The organism is Achromobacter sp. FW305-C-28 (genome assembly GCF_058783235.1).
This window is the reverse complement of sequence record NZ_JBYSYL010000002.1, coordinates 152,689-171,191: the sequence shown is the minus strand read 5'-3', so window position 1 is coordinate 171,191 and position 18,503 is coordinate 152,689. Positions and strand designations below refer to the sequence as shown.

The following is an 18,503-nucleotide window of genomic DNA, read 5'->3' as shown; positions in this document are numbered from 1 at the left end:
CTGTGCCGGATTAACAGACGACCGAGATGACAGAGGAAAAGCACGCCTGCCCGACACGCGCCGCAAGCCCCGCCAGGTTCGCTATCATGTTCGCTTTCCGGCCCCACTCCCGCCCCATGCCCTCCTTGCGCGCGCCTGCCGTCACGCCGTTCGCCCTGCCCCGTTTTGGTCTGGCCCTACTGGCCAGCGCCTGCCTGATGGCGCTGGCCGCCGGCCCGCTGGCCCAGGCTCAGACGGCCCGCAAGCCGTCGCCCTACGAAAATTCCCGGCCTTTGCGGCCCGAGGAGATCGAGGCCCGCAAGGCCGAGGACGCCCGCCGGGGCGGGTCGGCCTTTCTGGCCAAGGTGCAAAGCCAGGCGGAATTCCAGCAACTGGCCCGCGTCTACAACGCCGGCACGCCGCTGGAAATGCCGCACGTGCTGTTCGTCATCGATCGCCAGCGCGGCAACCGCATCTATTACCTGGACACGCCGCGCTACGGCCTGCATGAGACCTTTGCGCGCGAACGCAAGCTCTTGCCCGGCAAGGACAAGGCCGCGCTGATCGCGCAGTACAAGGACCCGAACCGGCGCCTGCTGTTCGGCACCCTCAGCTGGCAGCGCGACCTGCCGGGCTATACCTATGAATTCTGGGAAGGCGACCGCCTGACGCCCGATCTGCTGAAAGTGGCGGACGAGGCGGTCAAGAAGAGCTTCTATGCTCCCGTGAAGTTCAAGAGCAATTCCACCTTGCAGGAACAGGCCGCCAAGACCACGGGGCTGACGTTCGTGACGCAGGAAGCCCTGCTGCGCGAGCAGCCCTTCCTGCCGCTGAACCCGGGCCGCGCCCAAGGCCGGCTGCGCATCGTCACGTCGGTGGACAACACCCCCGACCTGGCGCGCGACGACATCGTGGTGCTGGACGAGGTGCCGATCTGGCTGCCGCCCGTGGCCGGGCTGATCACGCAGCGGCCGTCCACGCTGCTGTCGCACGTCAATCTGCTGGCCAAGGGCTGGGGCGTGCCCAACGCCTACGTGCGCGACGCGGCCAAGACGCTGCGCCAGTACGACGGACAATGGGTGACGCTGACCGTCACCGGCAACGACTACCAGGTGCAGCCCGCCGAACGCCCCGCCACCGCCGGCCCGGGGAGCCAACCGCCCAAGCCGCAGGCGCTGCTGCCCAAGCCCGACCTGACGGTGCAGGCCGCAAAGCCGCTGGACGCCCTGGCCGTGCGCGACAGCCGCCATTGCGGCGTCAAGGCCGCGAACCTGGGCGCGCTGAAATCGGCCCTGCCCCCGGCCGCCAGCGTGCCGGACGGCTTCTGCATTCCGTTCTCGCAATACGCGGCATTCATGAAGCAGCTGGGCATCGCCCAGCGGGTGGCGGCGCTGGAACAGCGCGACGATTTCAAGGCCGACGCCACGGTGCGCCGACAGGAACTGGCCACGCTGCGCCAGGACATCCAGGCGGCCCGCCCCGACCCGACGCTGGCCGCCGCCTGGCAGGCACGCTGGCAACAGCAATTGCAGGGCCGCGGCGTGTTCGTGCGCAGCTCGTCCAATTCCGAGGACCTGCCGGGCTTCAGCGGCGCCGGGCTGTACACCACCGTGCCCAACGTGGTGCAGGCCGATGCGCTGACGCAGGCCGTGCTGACGGTGTGGGCCTCGGTCTACAACTTCGAGGCCTACGAGGCGCGCCGCGCCGCGGGCATCGGCCAGGACGCGGTGGTGATGGCCGTGCTGGTGCAGTTGGCCGCGCCGTCCGACAGCTCCGGCGTGATGATCACGCGCGACCCATTCGACGCCAGCCGGCGCTACGTGACCTACATTTCGGCCAAGCGCGGCCTGGGCATCAAGGTGGTCGAAGGCAAGCGCCAGGCAGAACAGGTGATGTATTCCAGCTGGTCCAAGGCGGTACAGGTGCTGACCCGCTCGGCCGAAGACACGCAATTGGTGGCGGACGCCGCCGGCGGCGTGCGCGAAGTGGCGCTGACGGACAACCGCCAGGTGCTGAACGACGCGCTGGTGGCGCGGCTGGCCGCCGTGGGCAGGCAGATCAAGCAGCGGCTGGGCGGCGTGGACCAGGATATCGAGTGGGCCGTGGTAGGCGACAAGATCGTGATCCTGCAGTCGCGGCCCTACGTCGACGGCCGCCGTTGAGCAGCGCCGCCGCCCCGCCCAAGACGTGGCGGCGGCATCCTCAGCTCCCATGAAAAAGCCGCGGCACGATATCCTCGTGCCGCGGCCGGTCACGCCGAGCCAGTCAGCTCAGGCCAGGCCCGCTAGATGTGCAACGCGTGCCCCAGCGCCTTGAGCGCCGCTTCCTGCACCGCTTCGCCCAGCGTCGGATGCGCATGGATGGTGCCCGCCACGTCTTCCAGCGTAGCGCCCATTTCCAGCGACTGGCCAAAGGCCGTCGACAGCTCGGACACGCCGCGCCCCACCGCCTGCCAGCCCACGATCAGGTGGTTGTCGCGACGCGCCACCACCCGCACGAAACCGTCGGTGGATTCCAGCGTCATGGCACGGCCGTTGGCGGCGAACGGGAACGAGGCGGCCAGGCAGTCCAGCCCCGCGGCTTCGGCATCGGCGGGCGACAGGCCCGCCACCACCACCTCGGGGTCGGTGAAGCACACGGCGGGGATGGCGGCCGGCTGGAAGTGGCGGCGCTTGCCGGACACCAACTCCGCCACCATCTCGCCCTGCGCCATGGCCCGGTGCGCCAGCATGGGTTCGCCGGCAATGTCGCCGATGGCCCAGACGTCGCGCATGGACGTGCGGCATTGGTCGTCGATGCGCAGCGCGTTGCCCTTGCGGTCCAGTTGCAGGTTTTCCAAACCCCAGCCCTGCGTGCGCGGGCGGCGGCCGACGGCGATCAGCACGCGATCGGCCGGCAGCTGGGCCTCGGCGCCGCTGGCGTCCTGCACCCGCACCGCGTTGCCTGCGCCGTTCAGCCCCAGCACCTTGCGGCCCAGGTGCAATTCGACGCCCAGCTTGGCCAGCGCGGCCGCCACGGGCTTGGTCAGTTCGGCGTCGTAGGTCGGCAGGATGCGGTCCTGCGCCTCGACCACGGCCACCTCGGCGCCCAGCTTGCGGTACACCGTGCCCAGCTCCAGGCCGATGTAGCCGCCGCCCACCACCACCAGCTTCTTGGGGATGTCGGCGGGCGACAGCGCCTCGGTGGAGGACACCACGATGCCGCCGAACGGCACCGACGGCAGCGGCGTCGGCTCGGACCCGGCCGCCAGCAGCAGGTGTTCGCACTGGATGCGCACGCGTCCCTGGTCGGCGGTATCGACCTCGACCGTCTTGCCGTCCAGCAGGCTGGCCCAGCCGTGCACCACCTGCACGCCGTTCTTCTTGAGCAGCGCGCCCACGCCGCCGGTCAGCTTGCCGACGATGCCGTCTTTCCAGGCCACGGTGCGGCCAATGTCGATGGCCGGCGCCGACACCGAGATGCCCAGCGCCGACTGGCCGGCGTAGTGCCGCGCCTTGTCGAATTCCTCGGCCGCGTGGATCAGCGCCTTGGACGGAATGCAGCCGATGTTCAGGCAGGTGCCGCCCAGGCGGTCGCCTTCGACCAGGATGGTGGGCACGCCCAACTGGCCGGCCCGGATCGCGGCCACATAACCGCCGGGCCCGCCGCCGATCACCAGCAAGGTTGTCGTCTTGGTAGTCTGGCTCATGCTTACTCCACGAAAAGCAGCGCGGGTTGTTCCAGCAGCGCGCGCACGGCCTGGATGAACCGGGCGGCGTCCATGCCGTCGACCACGCGGTGGTCGAACGAGGACGACAGGTTCATCAGCTTGCGCGCCACCACGGCGCCTTGGCGGAAGGCGGGCCGCTCGACGATGCGGTTCACGCCCACGATGCCGACCTCGGGATGGTTGATGACCGGCGTGGTGACGATGCCGCCCAGCGGCCCCAGGCTGGTGATGGTGATGGTGGACCCGGACAGCTCGTCGCGGCCGGCGCTGCCGGACCGTACTGCCTGCGCCAGGCGCGCGATCTCGGCCGCCATGGCCCAGACGTCGCGCGCTTCGGCGTGGCGCATCACCGGCACCATCAGGCCGCCGTCGCTTTGCGTGGCGATGCCGATGTGCACGGCGCCGTAGCGCGTCACCTGGCCCGCTTCGTCGTCATAGCGCGCGTTGATCTGCGGAAAATCGCGCAGCGCGATCACCATGGCGCGCGCCAGCAGCGGCAGCAGCGTCAGCTTGCCGCGCGCCTCGCCGAACTTCTGGTTCAGCTGCGTGCGCAGGTCTTCCAGCTCGGTGACGTCGATCTCTTCCACATAGCTGAAGTGCGGAATGCGGCGCTTGGACTCGGCCATCTTCTGCGCGATCTTCCTGCGCAGGCCGATGACCGGCACGAGTTCCTCGTCGTTGCGTTCGGCGTAGGCGGGACCGCTGCGCGCGCTGGCCGCGCCCTGCCCTTGCAGGTAGGCGTCCAGGTCTTCGTGCATGACGCGCCCGGCCGGGCCGCTGCCCGGCACGAAGCGCAGTTCGATGCCCAGGTCCCAGGCGCGCTTGCGCACGGCGGGCGAGGCCAGCGGCTTTTCACCGGGCTGGCGCACCGCGGCGGGCGCCTGGCGCGCGGCGCCCGAACGGCCCTGGCCTTGCGGCGCGGACGCGTGCGACGGGGTTGCCGCGGTGGATGCCGCCGGCGCCGCCGCTTGCAGCGATGCGGCGATCTGCCCCGCCACGCCGCCCGCGGGCGCCTTGTCCGCCTTGGCGGGCGCCTTGTCCGCCTTGGCGGGCGCCGCCGCGGAGGCCCCCGCCGGCTCCGCCGTGGACACGGCTGCCGCCTGGGGCTTTTGCGCCGCGTCGGCCTTGAGGTTGCCCTCGCCTTCGACTTCCAGGCGGATCAGTTCGCCGCCCACGGCCATCACCTGGCCCACGTCGCCGCCCAAGGCGACCACGCGACCCACCACGGGCGACGGAATCTCGACCGTGGCCTTGTCCGTCATGACGTCGGCCAGCGGCTGGTCTTCGGCGACGGTGTCGCCGACCTTGACGTGCCAACCGACCAATTCGACCTCGGCAATGCCTTCGCCGATGTCGGGCATCTTGATGACATGAATCCCCATCTCACACCTCCATCGCGCGTTTGAACGCTTCGCCGACCCGGCGCGGGCCGGGGAAGTACGCCCATTCCTGCGCATGCGGGTAGGGAGTATCCCAACCGGTAACGCGCTCGACAGGCGCCTCCAGGTGATGGAAGCAGTGCTCTTGCACCAGCGAAATCAGTTCGGCGCCATAGCCGCAGGTGCGCGTGGCTTCGTGCACCACGACGCAGCGGCCGGTCTTCTTGACCGAATTGACGATGGTTTCCAGGTCCAGCGGCCACAGGCTGCGCAGGTCGATGACTTCGGCGTCGATGCCGGTTTCCTCGGCGGCCGTCAGCGACACGTGCACGGTGGTGCCATAGGTCAGCACCGTCAGCGCGTTGCCGGGCCGCACGATGGCGGCCGTGTCCAGCGGCACCGTGTAGTAGCCGGTGGGCACCACGCTGCCGGGGCGCCCGGTCCAGGGCGTGACGGGGCGGTCATGGTGGCCGTCGAACGGGCCGTTGTACAGGCGCTTGGGTTCCAGGAAGATGACCGGGTCGTCGTTTTCGATGGACGCGATGAGCAGGCCCTTGGCGTCGTACGGGTTGGACGGCATCACCGTGCGCAGGCCGCACACCTGGGTGAACATCGCCTCGGGACTCTGGCTGTGCGTCTGGCCGCCGTAGATGCCGCCGCCGCAAGGCATGCGGATGGTCATGGGGGCAATGAATTCGCCCACCGAGCGGTAGCGCAGCCGCGCGGCCTCGGACACGATCTGGTCGGAAGCCGGGTAGAAATAGTCGGCGAACTGGATTTCGCAGACGGGCCGCAGGCCATAGGCGCCCATGCCCACCGCCACGCCGACGATGCCGCCTTCGGAAATGGGGGTGTCGAACACCCGCGAGCTGCCGAACTTGGCCTGCAGGCCTTCGGTGCAGCGGAACACGCCGCCGAAATAGCCCACGTCCTGGCCGAACACCACCACGTTGTTGTCGCGCTCCAGCATGACATCCATGGCCGAGCGCAAAGCCTGGATCATGGTCATCGGCGCAGAGGCCGGACCCACGTTGTTATCGATAGCCATCACTCACACTCCGAGCTGCTGACGTTGCCGGCGCAGATGCTCCGGCATGTCCTTGTAGACGTCTTCAAAGATGCTGGCGGCGCTGGGGACGTGGCCGTCCACCAGAGTGCCGTAGCTTTCCGCTTCTTTCTGGGCCGCCTGGATCTCGGCGTCGAGCTCGGCGCGCACGGCGTCGTGTTCGGCGTCGGACCAGATGCCCAGCAGGATCAGGTGCTTCTTGAAGCGCTCGATCGGATCGCCCAGCGGGAAGTGGCTCCAGTCGTCGCCCGGACGGTACTTGGAGGGGTCATCGGAGGTAGAGTGCGGGCCCGCGCGGTAAGTCACCCATTCGATCAGGGTCGGGCCCAGGTTGCGGCGGGCGCGCTCGGCGGCCCAGCGCGAGGCGGCATACACCGCCAGGAAATCGTTGCCATCCACCCGCAGCGAAGCGATGCCGCAGCCCACGCCGCGGCCGGCGAAGGTGGCGCCCTCGCCCCCGGCGATGGCCTGGAAGGTCGAGATGGCCCACTGGTTGTTGACCACGTTCAGGATGACCGGCGCGCGGTACACGTGCGCAAAGGTCAGCGCGGTGTGGAAGTCGGCTTCGGCGGTAGCGCCGTCGCCGATCCAGCCCGACGCGATGCGCGTGTCGCCCTTGATGGCCGAGGCCATGGCCCAGCCCACCGCCTGGATGAACTGCGTGGCCAGGTTGCCCGAAATCGTGAAAAAGCCGTTGGGCTTGTCGGAATACATCACCGGCAGCTGGCGTCCCTTGAGCGGGTCGCGCTCGTTGGACATCAGTTGGCACATCATGGTCACCAGCGACACGTCGCGCGACAGCAGGATGCTCTGCTGACGGTAGGTCGGGAAACACATGTCGCCCTGCTCCAGCGCCAGCGCATGGGCCGAACCGATGGCTTCCTCGCCCAGGCTCTGCATATAGAAGGAGATTTTCTTCTTGCGCTGCGCGGTCAGCATGCGGCCATCGAAGATGCGCGTCTTGAGCATGGCGCGCATGCCTGCGCGCAGCAGCTCGTTGCTGATCTCCGGGGCCCAGGGCCCGACGGCGCGCCCATCGTCGTCGATCACCCGCACCAGGCTGTACGCCAGGGGGCCGGTATCGATCGCGGCAACATCAATGGGGGGTTTGGGCACCTCGCCTGGCGGCGACAGGCGCAGGTAGGAAAAGTCTGTCTTGCAACCCGGACGCCCGGTAGGCTCGGGGACGTGCAACTTCAGCGGCCCATATTGGCTCATGGTTTGTCTCCACGCTTGATCGTGTCATGCGTCTTCTTCTTGCCAAAGACACTGTTCAAGGGGGTGACCTCGAACACTGCCATCGTCGGCGCATGCAAAGGGATGATCATGCATGGCCGGGGGCCAGATTAGCACAGGGCACGAGGGCTTGCGATGCCCCGGCGGGAGTATGAAAAACCCGGCTGGTGGCCGGGTTTTTCACTTCATGACGAACTCGCGCCCCGCGTCAGACCGGACCGGTCCAGGTGGTGACGAATTCGCTATACGCCGGGCGGTTGGCCGGCGGCACCGCGCAGGCGGGCGTGCCGATGGCCAGGAAACCCAGGAAGCGGTAGTCCAGGGAATCCAGGCCCAGCGCATGCTGCACGTCTTCGACGTAGGTGCCGATGCCGGTGCTCCAGAACGCGCCGTAGCCCAGCATGTGGGCGGCGTTCAGGATGTTCATGGTGGCGCAGCCAGTGGCCAGCAGTTGCTCGGCTTCGGGGATCTTGGTGTTGTCGTGGGCGATCTTCTGCGCCACGGCGATGAACAGCGGCACCCCCGCCATCCATTCGCGCACCGACTTTTCCTTTTCGGGCGTCATGCGCGGGTCGCCGCTGCGCTTGACCGCGTCCAGCGCCACGTCAGCCAGCTTGCCGATGGCCTCGCCCTGGATCACCACGAAACGCCACGGACGCAGCGCGCCGTGGTCGGGGGCCGACATGGCGGCCTGCAGGATCTGTTCAAGTTCGTCGGGCTTGGGCGCCGGAGCGCGCAGGAATTTGACGGAACGGCGCGAGGTGATGGCGTGCAGCGGAGTGGCAGTCGTGGTCTGGGTCATGGATCTGGCGCAATGGGGCCGGAGCGGCAAGAGCCGCAACAGCGTAAATAGGAAAGGTTCTCATATTACGCCACGACCGCGGCGGGGGGGGCTATCCCCCTGCCCCGGGCATGGCGACTCGGGCTGCCGGCGCGGCAAACGCCCGGCGGCCCGGCAGGATCATCCCAGGTGGGTATGACGTTCCTGGCGTTCCTCGACCTGCATTTCCGACAGGCCGTGCAGGATGCCGCAATCGTCCGTATCCGGGCGCGCCGACAGGCAGCGCTGGCGCAGGTCGGTCAGCTGCGACTTCAGCTGGGTCAGTTCGGCGATGCGTTCATCCACGTGGGAAATATGCTCGTCGAACAGCTCGTTAATGGGGCCACATCCCGTCTGATGATTGTCGGCCAGCGACAGGATGGCGCGGATTTCGTCCTGCGTCATATCCAGCGCGCGGCAGTTGCGGATCAGCCGCAGCCGCTCAAGGTGGGTCTGACCATAGCTGCGGTAGTTGTTCAGCCCCCGTTCCGGGGCGGGCAGCAGCCCTTCTTTCTCGTAATACCTGACGGTTTCGACCGTGGTGCCGGCCGCCGTGGCCAATTCGCCGATACGCATGACGCCTCCCGGAATGCATCCGATGGGTCGGGGCCGATTCACACGAAAAAGCCCCAGGGGGTTGACCCTATAGTAACTCCAAGGTGTGAAATGCGGCCAATCGCTTACGAAAAGGCAACGAGCATGTCCCTGGCACCCATCAAAATCTCCCGCGATACCCCGTCCGCGCAGCCAGACGCCTGCTGCGGCGGGCACGGCGATGCCCAGGCCCGGGCGCAGGATCATGGCCTCAAGCATGACCACGGGCACGATCACGGCCATGACCATGGGCACGACCATGACCACGGCCACAAGCACGACCACACTGACGACCACGCCCACGATCACGCCCCCGCCGCCGCGGCCTGCTGCGGCCACGACCATGGCGCGGCCGATGTGCGCCTGTCCGCGGGCGGCGCAGCCGCGCTGCAAGCCGGCCCGGGCCAGGTGCTGGCCCGCCTGCGCATCGGCCAGATGGACTGCCCGACCGAGGAAACGCTGATCCGCAAGAAGCTGGACGGCATGAATGAAGTCCACGCGCTGGACTTCAACCTGATGCAGCGCATCCTGACCGTGGTGCACGCCGAAGGCGCGCTGGACCGCGTCGTGGCCGCCATCCACTCGCTGGGCATGACGCCCGAGCCCCTGGCCGACGACGCCCCGCGCCCGCCGGCTCCCGCCGCCGCCCCCGTGAACTGGTGGGCCATCGGCGGCGCCGGCGTGCTGGCGGCCCTGTCCGAAGCCTCGCACTTTGCCGGCATGCATTGGGGCGCCACCGCGGCGCTGGCGCTGGCCGCCATCCTGGCCTGCGGCATCAGCACCTACCGCAAGGGCTGGATCGCCGTGCGCAATGGCAACCTGAACATCAACGCGCTGATGAGCATCGCCGTCACCGGCGCCGTGCTGATCGGCCAATGGCCCGAAGCCGCCATGGTGATGTTCCTGTTCAACGTCGCCGAACTGATCGAAGCGCGCTCGCTGGACCGGGCCCGCAACGCCATCCGCGGCCTGCTCGACCTGGCCCCGGAAACCGCCACCGTGCGCCAGGCCGACGGCAACTGGCGCGAGGTGCCGGCCGCGCAATTGCAGGTGGACGACGTGGTGCGCGTGCGCCCGGGCGAACGCATCGCCGCGGACGGCATCATCGTCAGTGGCCGCTCGGCGGTCGACCAATCGCCCATCACCGGTGAAAGCCTGCCGGTGGAAAAGGCCGAGAACGATCCCGTCTTTGCGGCCACCGTCAACGCGGCCGGCTCGTTCGACTACCGCGTCACCGCAGCGGCGGGCAATACCACCCTGGCCCGCATCATCCACGCCGTCGAGCAAGCCCAGGGCGCCCGCGCCCCGACCCAGCGCTTCATCGACCGCTTCTCGCGCATCTACACCCCGGCCGTGGTCGGCGTGGCGCTGCTCGTGGCGGTGCTGCCGCCGCTGTTCTGGGGCCAGCCCTGGTTCGACGCGATCTACCGCGCGCTGGCGCTGCTTATCATCGCCTGCCCCTGCGCACTGGTGATTTCCACGCCGGTGAGCATCGTCAGCGGCCTGACGGCGGCCTCGCGCCGCGGCATCCTCGTCAAGGGCGGCGTCTATCTGGAAGAAGGCCGCAACCTGAAGTGGCTGGCGCTGGACAAGACCGGCACGCTGACCCACGGCAAGCCCGTGCAGACCGACCTGCTGGATTGGGACGTGTCCGACCAGACCCGCCAGCCCGCCGCGCTGATCGCGGCCAGCCTGGCCGCCCGTTCGGACCACCCGGTGTCGCTGGCCGTGGCCAACGCCGCGCGCGCAGCCGGCAAGCCCCTGCTGGAAGTCGCCGACTTCACCGCACTGCCCGGGCGCGGCGTCAGCGGCCGGGTGGACGGCGTGCCGTTCCAGCTGGGCAACCGCCGCCTGATGCGCGAACTGGGCGTGGCCAGCCCGCAGCTGGAAACCCGGCTGGACGAGCTGGAACGCCAGGGCAAGAGCGCCATCGCCCTGACCGACGGCATCCGCGTGCTGGCGGTGGCGGCCGTGGCCGACACGGTCAAGCCCACCAGCGCGGCCGCCATTGCCGACCTGCATGCCCTGGGCGTGCGCACGCTGATGCTGACCGGTGACAACACGCCGACCGCGCAGGCGATTGCCCGCCAGGTGGACATCGACGAAGCCCGCGGCGACCAACTGCCCGAAGACAAGCTGGCCGCCATCGAAAGCAAGCTGGCGCCTGCGGGCAAGGTCGGCATGGTGGGCGACGGCATCAACGACGCCCCCGCCCTGGCCCGCGCCGACATCGGCTTCGCCATGGGCGCGGCCGGCACCGGCACCGCCATCGAAACGGCCGACGTGGCCCTGATGGACGACGACCTGCGCAAGATCGGCACCTTCCTGCGGCTGTCGCGCGCCACCCACCGCGTGCTGATCCAGAACATCGTGCTGGCGCTGGGCATCAAGGTGGTGTTCCTGGCGCTAGCGATGACGGGCAACGCGACTCTGTGGATGGCGGTGTTCGCCGACGTGGGCGCCAGCCTGCTGGTGGTGGCCAACGGCCTGCGCCTGCTGCGCGCAGTGCCGCAGGCGGCTTGATTTCCACGCCATCCGGCAGCCAAAAAAACGCCCCGCAGGCATGACCCTGCGGGGCGTTTGCTTTGGGATCGAATAACCCGTCAGCCCGTCTGCTCTTCCTGCGGCCAGTCGCGCAGCACCGGCGCATCGGGCGCGCCCGGCCCCACGTCGCGCAGGTGGTCATGCTGCAGCAGCGCCATCCGGTAGGCGTCGCGATACATGCCATTGGAGAAGAATTCTTCCTTCAGCAGCCCTTCGATCTGGAAACCGCAACGCTCGTACACGTGCACGGCGGCGGTGTTGTCCTTGTCGACGACCAGGTACACCTTGTGCAGGTTCAGCACGCGGAACGCGTAGCCCACCGCGATGCGGGTCGCCGCCTTGGCGTAGCCCCGGCCCTGATAGCTGGGCGCGATGATGATCTGGAATTCGGCGCGGCGGTGGATGTAGTCGATTTCCACCAGCTCGACCAGGCCCGCGGGCTGGCCGGTGTCGTGCTCGATGATGAAGCGCCGCTCGTTCTGGTCGTGCAAGTGGCGGTCATAAAGGGCGACCAGTTCGTCGTAGGCCTCGTAGGGCTCTTCGAACCAATAACGCATGATGACGTCGTTGTTGTTGATCTTGTGCACGAAGTGCAGGTCGCCGCGCTCCAGGGGGCGTATTTTGATATCGGATATGACCGACATAGAAACCTCCGAAAGTGGCTCCATTGTAGCTGACACTGCCCTGAAATGCCCGTCGCACGGTTTTCTTGCAACAGAAGTGGCGTATTCATTGACCTACAGCAACAAAATGCCCGAAAAAGCGCGTGGATGCTGGTTTTGCTATTTTTCACACTCCGCCAACGGTAACGGAATGCACGCCACCTCGGACCGGCGGGTTGCGGCTGCCCGCCGGCCCCCTGGCCGACGGCATCCGCACTTGCCGCGCTACGGCGCCGCAAACGCGGGCAGGCGTTGCTCGATGCGCCTGACCACGTCATGGGCTGCCGACGACAACGGCCGCCCCAGCCGCAGCAACACCTGGCATTCCGGTGCGCTCAGGATGGGATGCGCGATCGGCAGCGCCACCAGTTCGCCGCTGGCCACCTCGTGGTGCACGCCCAGGTTGGGCATCAGCGTCACCCCCGCGCCACTGATGGCGTATTGCTTGAGCACACGTAGCGAATTGGTGGTCAGGCTGGGCGTCAGGTGGATGCGCTCGGTGAATTCCAGCAGGTCCACCGCCTGGCGCAGGCCGTAGGGCGCCGACATCAGCGCGAATGGATACGGCAGGATATCGGCGATGGTCAGCGGCGCGCGGTGCCGCGCCAGCGCATGCCCCCGCGCCGCCAGCAGGCACACCGGGTGCTTGCGGCTGACCCGGCAACGCAGCCGCGGGTCCACCGGCGGGTTGTAGGCCAGGCCGATATGCGCGGCGTCGGTGGCCACCGCCTCGACCACCTCGTTCACCGACCCGACATTGACGCTGATGTTGATCTGCGGGTGCTCGATGCAGAACGGCCCCACCACGTGTTCCATCAGGCTGTCGATGAAGCCTTCGCTGATCATCAGGTGGACATTGCCGCGGCGCATGCCGCGCAGTTCCTGCAGCCGGGTGTTCAGGTGTTCCTGCTGGGCGCGGCAGCCGCGGTGGTATTCCAGCAGCATGTCGGCGGCCTCGGTGGGCGTGAGCCCGCGCGAACGGCGTTCGAACAACGCCACGCCCAGCTCTTTTTCCAGCAGCTGGATCTGACGGCTGATGACCGACGGCGCGGTGCCCAGCTTGTCGGCCGCGCCGCGGATCGAACCGCAGGCCACGACCTCGTTGAAGTACTTCAGCCGCAGCTGGCTGATTTCCTGCATGGCGCTTCCCCGTCTGACGCGGCGTGACCGGCGCGGCCCGCGACGGCGCCTGTGCCGCCCCGGCCGCGCAACCGTCCCGTGCTGCGTCTTGTTTTAAGTGTTGCCTTGAAGGCAACGATAATTTATCACCCCGGTCATTGTTTCGAACACCCGGCTCTCGCAATATGGACGCCGCGCGGACCCGCCCCGGGACCGCCCCCCCTATTTCAGCCGCCGCGGGCGCAGACCCGCGCGAGGAGACTCGACAATGCCCCATCAGGCCACGCCAGGCGCCGATCCGCGCCTGGCCCCCCTTTACCGCAAGATCACCTGGCGCCTGTTGCCGTTCCTGCTGCTCTGTTATGTGTTCGCCTACCTGGACCGCATCAACATCGGCTTTGCCAAGTTGCAGATGCAGCAGGACATCGGCATCTCGGACGCCGTCTACGGCCTGGGCGCCGGCATCTTCTTCCTGGGCTACGTCATGTTCGAGGTGCCCAGCAACCTGCTGCTGACGCGCATCGGCGCCCGCCGCACCATCAGCCGCATCATGGTGCTGTGGGGCCTGACGTCGGCCTCGATGCTGTTCGTGCAGGGCGAATGGAGCTTCTACGTCCTGCGCTTCATGCTGGGCGTGTTCGAAGCCGGCTTCGCGCCCGGCATGATCTTCTACCTGACCTACTGGTATTCGCAGTCGCGCATGGCCGGCGTGATGGCCGTGGTGATGCTGGCGGGCCCCATCGGCGGCATCGTCGGCGGCCCGGTGTCGGCCTGGATCATGACGGCGTTTTCCGGCGCGCACGGCCTGGACGGCTGGCAATGGATGTTCCTGCTCGAAGGCCTGCCCTGCGTGCTGCTGGGCGTCATTGCCTTTCGCTTCCTGGACGACAAGCCGGCCGATGCCCGCTGGCTCAGCGCCGACGAAAAGGCCCTGCTGGCCGCCGACCTGGAAAGCCGCGGCGCGCACAAGAAGCACGCCTTTGCCCAGGTGCTGCGCGACCCGGCCATCTACGGCATGGCGCTGACGTATTTCTGCCTGATCTGCGGCATCTACGCCGTGAGCTTCTGGCTGCCCACCCTGCTCAAGCTGGCGGGCGTGCAGGACACCATGGAGATCGGCCTGTATTCGGCGATTCCGTACATCGCCGCGGCCATCTTCATGCTGGCGTTCGCGCGCAGTTCGGACCGCCGCCGCGAGCGCCGCTGGCACACGCTGGTGCCCGCGCTGCTGGCCGGCATCGCCCTGTGCGTGGCCACCGCCGCGCCGACGCAATTCGCGCTATCCCTGACGGCCATCACGCTGGCCACGGGGTTCATGTGGGCGGCATACACGGTATTCTGGGCGATCCCGTCGCAGTACCTGCAAGGCGAGGCCGCAGCCGGCGGCATCGCGCTGATCAACAGCATCGGCCTCTTGGGCGGCTTTCTCAGCCCGTCCATCATCGGCTGGTCCAAAGCGGCCACCGGCACGCTTGCCGGCGGCCTGTATGTGATCTCGGCGTTGTTGGTGGCCGGGGCCTTGCTGCTGCTGGTGAACCGTCCTCCGAAATCCGCGCCCGCGCGCGCCTGACGAACCAAGGAATCGATCATGCATATCCTGGTGGCTGGCTTCCAGCACGAAACCAATACCTTCGCGCCGTCCAAGGCCGCCTACGAGAACTTCGTGCGCGGCGAGGGCTTTCCCGCCATGGTGCGCGGGCAAGACATGCTGGCGCTGCGCGAGGTCAACATCCCCGCGGGCGGCTTCATCAACGCCGTACTGGCCGATGGCCATACGGTCAGCACCGTGATCTGGGCGGGCGCCAGCCCGTCGGCACACGTCACCCGCGATGCGTATGAGCGCATTGCCGGCGAGATCGTCGACGCCGCGCGCGCCGGCGGCTACGACGCCATCTACCTGGACCTGCACGGCGCCATGGTGGCCGAGCACCTGGACGACGGCGAAGGCGAACTGCTGGCGCGCGTGCGCGCCGTGGCCGGCCCCGATCTGCCGGTGGTGGCCAGCCTGGACCTGCACGCCAACGTCACTGCCCGGATGCTGCACGAGGCCGACGGCCTGGCGGCGTTTCGCACCTATCCGCACGTGGACATGGCCGATACCGGCGAGCACACCGCGCGCCTGTTGGCCGCGCGCCTCGCGGCGGGCAACGCCTGGGTGCGGGCCGAGCGCCGCCTGCCCTTCCTGATTCCCATCAACGGCATGTGCACGCTGTTGCAGCCGTCCCAAGGCGTGTACGAAGAACTGGAACGCCTGGAAAAGACGCCGGGCGTCGCGTCCATCTCGTTCGCGCCGGGTTTTCCGGCAGCGGACTTTCCCGAGTGCGGGCCGGTGGTCTGGGCCTATGGCACCGACGCCGCCGCGGTCGAACGCGTGACCGACGCGCTGTACCAGCGTGTGCTGGAACTGGAGCCGCAATGGTCGCCCGACTTCCTGGCGCCGGCCGACGCCGTCAAGCGCGCGCAGGCCCTGGCGGCCGGCGCCTCGCGGCCCGTGGTCATTGCCGACACGCAGGACAACCCCGGCGCGGGCGGCGACGCCAACACCACCGGCATGCTGCGCGCGCTGGTCGAGGCCGACGCGCAGAATGCGGCGCTGGGCCTGCTCTGTGATCCCGAGGCCGTGCGCCAGGCCACCGCCGCGGGCGTGGGCAACACGGTGCGGCTGCGGCTGGGCGGGCAGTCCGGCGTGGCCGGCGATACGCCCTTCGAAGGGGAATTCGTGGTGGAAACGCTGTCGCCCGGCAAACTGCGCTATGACGGTCCGATGATGCACGGCATGGACGTGGACCTGGAAGCCGTGGCCGGCCTGCGGCTGGGCGGCGTGCGCGTGGTGGTCAGCGCCACCAAGACGCAGATGCTGGACCGCAACCTGTTCCGCGTGGGCGGCGTGCAGCCCGAGGAAATGGCCATCCTGGTGGTGAAGAGCTCGGTGCACTTTCGCGCCGACTTCCAGCCGATCGCGCACGAGGTGCTGGTGGCCAAGGCCCCCGGCCCGATGCAGGCCGACCCCGCCGACCTGCCCTGGACCCGGCTGCAGCCGGGCATCCGCGTCAAGCCGCTGGGACGCGCGTTTACCGAGTGAACGAATGGGCGCGGCAAGCGGCACGACGGCCGCCGCGCCGCGCACTGCCAGCGTTACTTGAGCTTGCCCTGGGGGCTGACGAAATCTTCGAGCGTCAGCCCTTTTTCCTTCAGGATGGCTTCCAGCAGCGGTTGCAGGCGGCCCAGGCTTTCCTGGACGGTTTCGCGCACGGTGTCCACCACCACCTGGGTGCTGCGTTCGATTTCGATATTGACCGAATCGCCCACCTGCTTGTCTTCGAACACCGTCATGCGGCGGGTTTCGGGGATCAGCCAGACTTCGAACCAGCCTTCGGCGCGGTTCACTTCCGATACGGTCAGGCTGGCGCCGTTGATGGCGATGTAGCCCTTGGCGAAGACGTATTTGCGGAACGCCTCGGGGATGGAAAAACGCATCAGCCGGTTGGTGTCCGACGATTTCACCATCACGACTTCCGAGGTGAAATCGACGTGGCCGGACAACGGGTGGCCGCCGATCTCGGCGCCATCCTTGGCGGCCCGCTCGACGTTGGCGCGGTCGCCTTCCTGGTAGCTGCCCAGGGTGGTGATGGCCAGGCTTTGCAGCATGACATCGAAGGTGGCCTGGTTGGCGTCGAGGATTTCGGTGACGGTCAGGCAGACGCCGTCGGTCGAGACGCTGGCGCCGATGGCCAGGTCCTGGCAGAAGCCTTCGGGAAATTGCAGCGTAAACGTGCGCAGGCCTTCGCGGTCCGCGATGTTCGCGATCTTCGCGGTGCCTTGGACAATACCGGTGAACATGCTGATCCTGGATACGGGGCGTGGTGCCCCTGGCAAAACATCAAAGTTAACCGATATTTTGCCACCGGACGCCGGCCCCGGGCGGGGCGCGGCGCCCGATTGCCGCCGGATCAGTGGCGGATGGCGATGGTCTTCAGGGTGGTGAAGCCGTACAGCGCCTCGAAGCCCTTTTCGCGGCCGTAGCCCGATTGGCGCGACCCGCCGAAGGGCAGCTCCACGCCGCCGCCGGCGCCGTAGTTGTTGACGAACACCTGGCCCGCGCGCAGCTTGCGCGCCAGGCGCAGCTGGCGGCCGCCGTCGCGCGTCCACACGCCGGCCACCAGGCCGTACAGCGTGCCGTTGGCGATTTCCAGGGCCTCTTCCTCGGTGTCGAACACCATGGCCGCCAGCACCGGGCCGAATACTTCTTCCTGCGCCAGGCGGCTCTTGGGCGGCACGTCGCGAAACAGCACGGGCGGCTGGTAGAAGCCGGCATCCGGCGTGCCGTCCTTGAGCTTGCCGCGCGCAGCGACCTTCAGGCCTTCGGCTTCGGCCTCGGCCAGGAAGCCGCGCACGCGGTCATGCTGGCGGGCGCTGATCAACGGGCCCACGTCCAGGTCCTGGGCGGCGGGGCCGGTGACCGTGGCCGAGAACGCCTCGCCCAGGCGCGCCAACACCTTTTCGTACACGCCGCGCTGGATCAGCACGCGGCTGCCGGCCGAGCAGGTCTGGCCGGCGTTCTGGATGATGGCGGCCAGCAACACCGGCAGGGCGGCGTCCAGGTCGGCATCGTCGAACACGATCTGCGGCGACTTGCCGCCCAGTTCCAGCGTGACCGGCACGTGGTTGTCGGCGGCGGCGTGGGCCACCATCTTGCCCGTCTGTGGCGAACCGGTGAACGAAATATGGTCGATGCCCGGATGCGCCGACAGCGCCGCCCCGGCTTCGTGGCCGTAGCCCGTGCAGATGTTCAGCGCGCCGGCCGGCAGGCCGGCTTCGGCCGCGATCTCGGCCACCTTGAGCAGCGACAGGCAGGCGTCTTCGGCCGGCTTGACGACGCAGGCATTGCCCGCCGCCAGGGCCGCGCCCACGCTGCGCCCGAAGATCTGCAGCGGATAGTTCCACGGCACGATGTGGCCGGTCACGCCATGCGCCTCGCGCACGGTCAGCACCGTGAAGCCGGGGGTATAGGGAATGGTCTCGCCGTGCAGCTTGTCCACCGCGCCGGCATAGAACTCGAAATAGCGGGCCACGGCGGCCGCGTCGGCACGGGCCTGCTTGATCGGCTTGCCGGTGTCGGCGGATTCCAGCTGCGCCAGTTCTTCCTGGCGGTCCAGCAGCGCAAAGGCGATGCGCATCAGCAGGCGGCTGCGGGCGGCCGGCGCCATCTGGCCCCACTCGCCCTCGAAGGCCTCGCGCGCGGCCACGACCGCGCGGTCCACGTCCGCCTCGCCCGAGCGCGCGATGGCCTCGAACGGCTTGCCATCGGACGGGTTCAGGACGGGAATGGTTTCACCGGTGGCGGCGGCCACCCATTGGTTGGCGATAAAGTTCTTCTGAGTCACGATGTGCGGAG

Annotated in this window: 14 protein-coding genes; 4 read left to right on the top strand and 10 right to left on the bottom strand. The window is 68.3% G+C overall.

All coding sequences use genetic code 11. The features are described from left to right. Positions 1-116: 116 nt before the first annotated feature. Complete coding sequence (locus tag AC3WMR_RS05740) at positions 117-2,141, top strand: PEP/pyruvate-binding domain-containing protein (RefSeq protein ID WP_492263812.1); 2,025 nt, start codon at positions 117-119, stop codon at positions 2,139-2,141. 122 nt (positions 2,142-2,263) lie between these two features. Here AC3WMR_RS05740 and lpdA read toward each other — a convergent pair whose 3' ends face one another. The 6 genes from lpdA to cadR form a co-directional block, all read right to left on the bottom strand. Further along, a complete protein-coding gene (gene lpdA, locus AC3WMR_RS05735; protein WP_492263813.1) occupies positions 2,264-3,667 on the bottom strand; it encodes a dihydrolipoyl dehydrogenase in 1,404 nt (467 codons plus the stop codon). 2 nt (positions 3,668-3,669) lie between these two features. Then, a complete protein-coding gene (locus AC3WMR_RS05730) occupies positions 3,670-5,070 on the bottom strand; it encodes a dihydrolipoamide acetyltransferase family protein (RefSeq protein WP_492263814.1) in 1,401 nt (466 codons plus the stop codon). 1 nt (position 5,071) lies between these two features. Continuing rightward, the gene (locus tag AC3WMR_RS05725) at positions 5,072-6,115 is read right to left on the bottom strand and encodes an alpha-ketoacid dehydrogenase subunit beta (RefSeq protein ID WP_025138973.1); all 1,044 of its coding nucleotides are present in this window, start codon (positions 6,113-6,115) and stop codon (positions 5,072-5,074) included. Positions 6,116-6,118: 3 nt separating this feature from the next. Next, complete coding sequence (locus AC3WMR_RS05720; protein WP_175193865.1) at positions 6,119-7,351, bottom strand: 3-methyl-2-oxobutanoate dehydrogenase (2-methylpropanoyl-transferring) subunit alpha; 1,233 nt, start codon at positions 7,349-7,351, stop codon at positions 6,119-6,121. A 226-nt stretch (positions 7,352-7,577) separates the two neighbouring features. Then, positions 7,578-8,171, bottom strand: coding sequence for a nitroreductase family protein (locus AC3WMR_RS05715; RefSeq protein WP_175193866.1), 594 nt, complete (start codon positions 8,169-8,171; stop codon positions 7,578-7,580). A 159-nt stretch (positions 8,172-8,330) separates the two neighbouring features. Then, positions 8,331-8,765 (bottom strand): Cd(II)/Pb(II)-responsive transcriptional regulator, encoded by a 435-nt coding sequence (gene cadR / locus AC3WMR_RS05710; RefSeq protein WP_025138976.1) that lies wholly within the window; start codon positions 8,763-8,765, stop codon positions 8,331-8,333. 123 nt (positions 8,766-8,888) lie between these two features. On the opposite strand from cadR, the gene AC3WMR_RS05705 reads away from it, so the two are divergent. After that, a complete protein-coding gene (locus AC3WMR_RS05705) occupies positions 8,889-11,306 on the top strand; it encodes a heavy metal translocating P-type ATPase (RefSeq protein ID WP_492263815.1) in 2,418 nt (805 codons plus the stop codon). Between the two features lie 80 nt (positions 11,307-11,386). Here AC3WMR_RS05705 and speG read toward each other — a convergent pair whose 3' ends face one another. Both speG and AC3WMR_RS05695 read right to left on the bottom strand, forming a co-directional pair. Next, on the bottom strand, positions 11,387-11,971 hold the full coding sequence (gene speG, locus AC3WMR_RS05700; RefSeq protein ID WP_175193867.1) for a spermidine N1-acetyltransferase: 585 nt from the start codon (positions 11,969-11,971) through the stop codon (positions 11,387-11,389). 243 nt (positions 11,972-12,214) lie between these two features. Beyond that, positions 12,215-13,129 (bottom strand): LysR family transcriptional regulator, encoded by a 915-nt coding sequence (locus tag AC3WMR_RS05695; RefSeq protein WP_492263816.1) that lies wholly within the window; start codon positions 13,127-13,129, stop codon positions 12,215-12,217. Positions 13,130-13,376: 247 nt separating this feature from the next. Here AC3WMR_RS05695 and AC3WMR_RS05690 point away from each other — a divergent pair, with 247 nt between their 5' ends. Next, positions 13,377-14,678 carry an MFS transporter gene (locus AC3WMR_RS05690; protein WP_175193869.1) on the top strand — a complete coding sequence of 434 codons (1,302 nt, stop codon included), beginning with the start codon at positions 13,377-13,379 and terminating at the stop codon, positions 14,676-14,678. An 18-nt stretch (positions 14,679-14,696) separates the two neighbouring features. Beyond that, positions 14,697-16,190, top strand: a complete 1,494-nt coding sequence (locus tag AC3WMR_RS05685; protein WP_492263817.1) for a M81 family metallopeptidase — start codon at positions 14,697-14,699, stop codon at positions 16,188-16,190. Between the two features lie 53 nt (positions 16,191-16,243). Here the strand turns inward: AC3WMR_RS05685 and AC3WMR_RS05680 are convergent, their stop codons facing one another. Beyond that, positions 16,244-16,948, bottom strand: coding sequence for a riboflavin synthase (locus tag AC3WMR_RS05680; RefSeq protein WP_025138983.1), 705 nt, complete (start codon positions 16,946-16,948; stop codon positions 16,244-16,246). Positions 16,949-17,058: 110 nt separating this feature from the next. Then, positions 17,059-18,495, bottom strand: a complete 1,437-nt coding sequence (locus tag AC3WMR_RS05675; protein ID WP_492263946.1) for an aldehyde dehydrogenase family protein — start codon at positions 18,493-18,495, stop codon at positions 17,059-17,061. Positions 18,496-18,503: the final 8 nt, after the last annotated feature.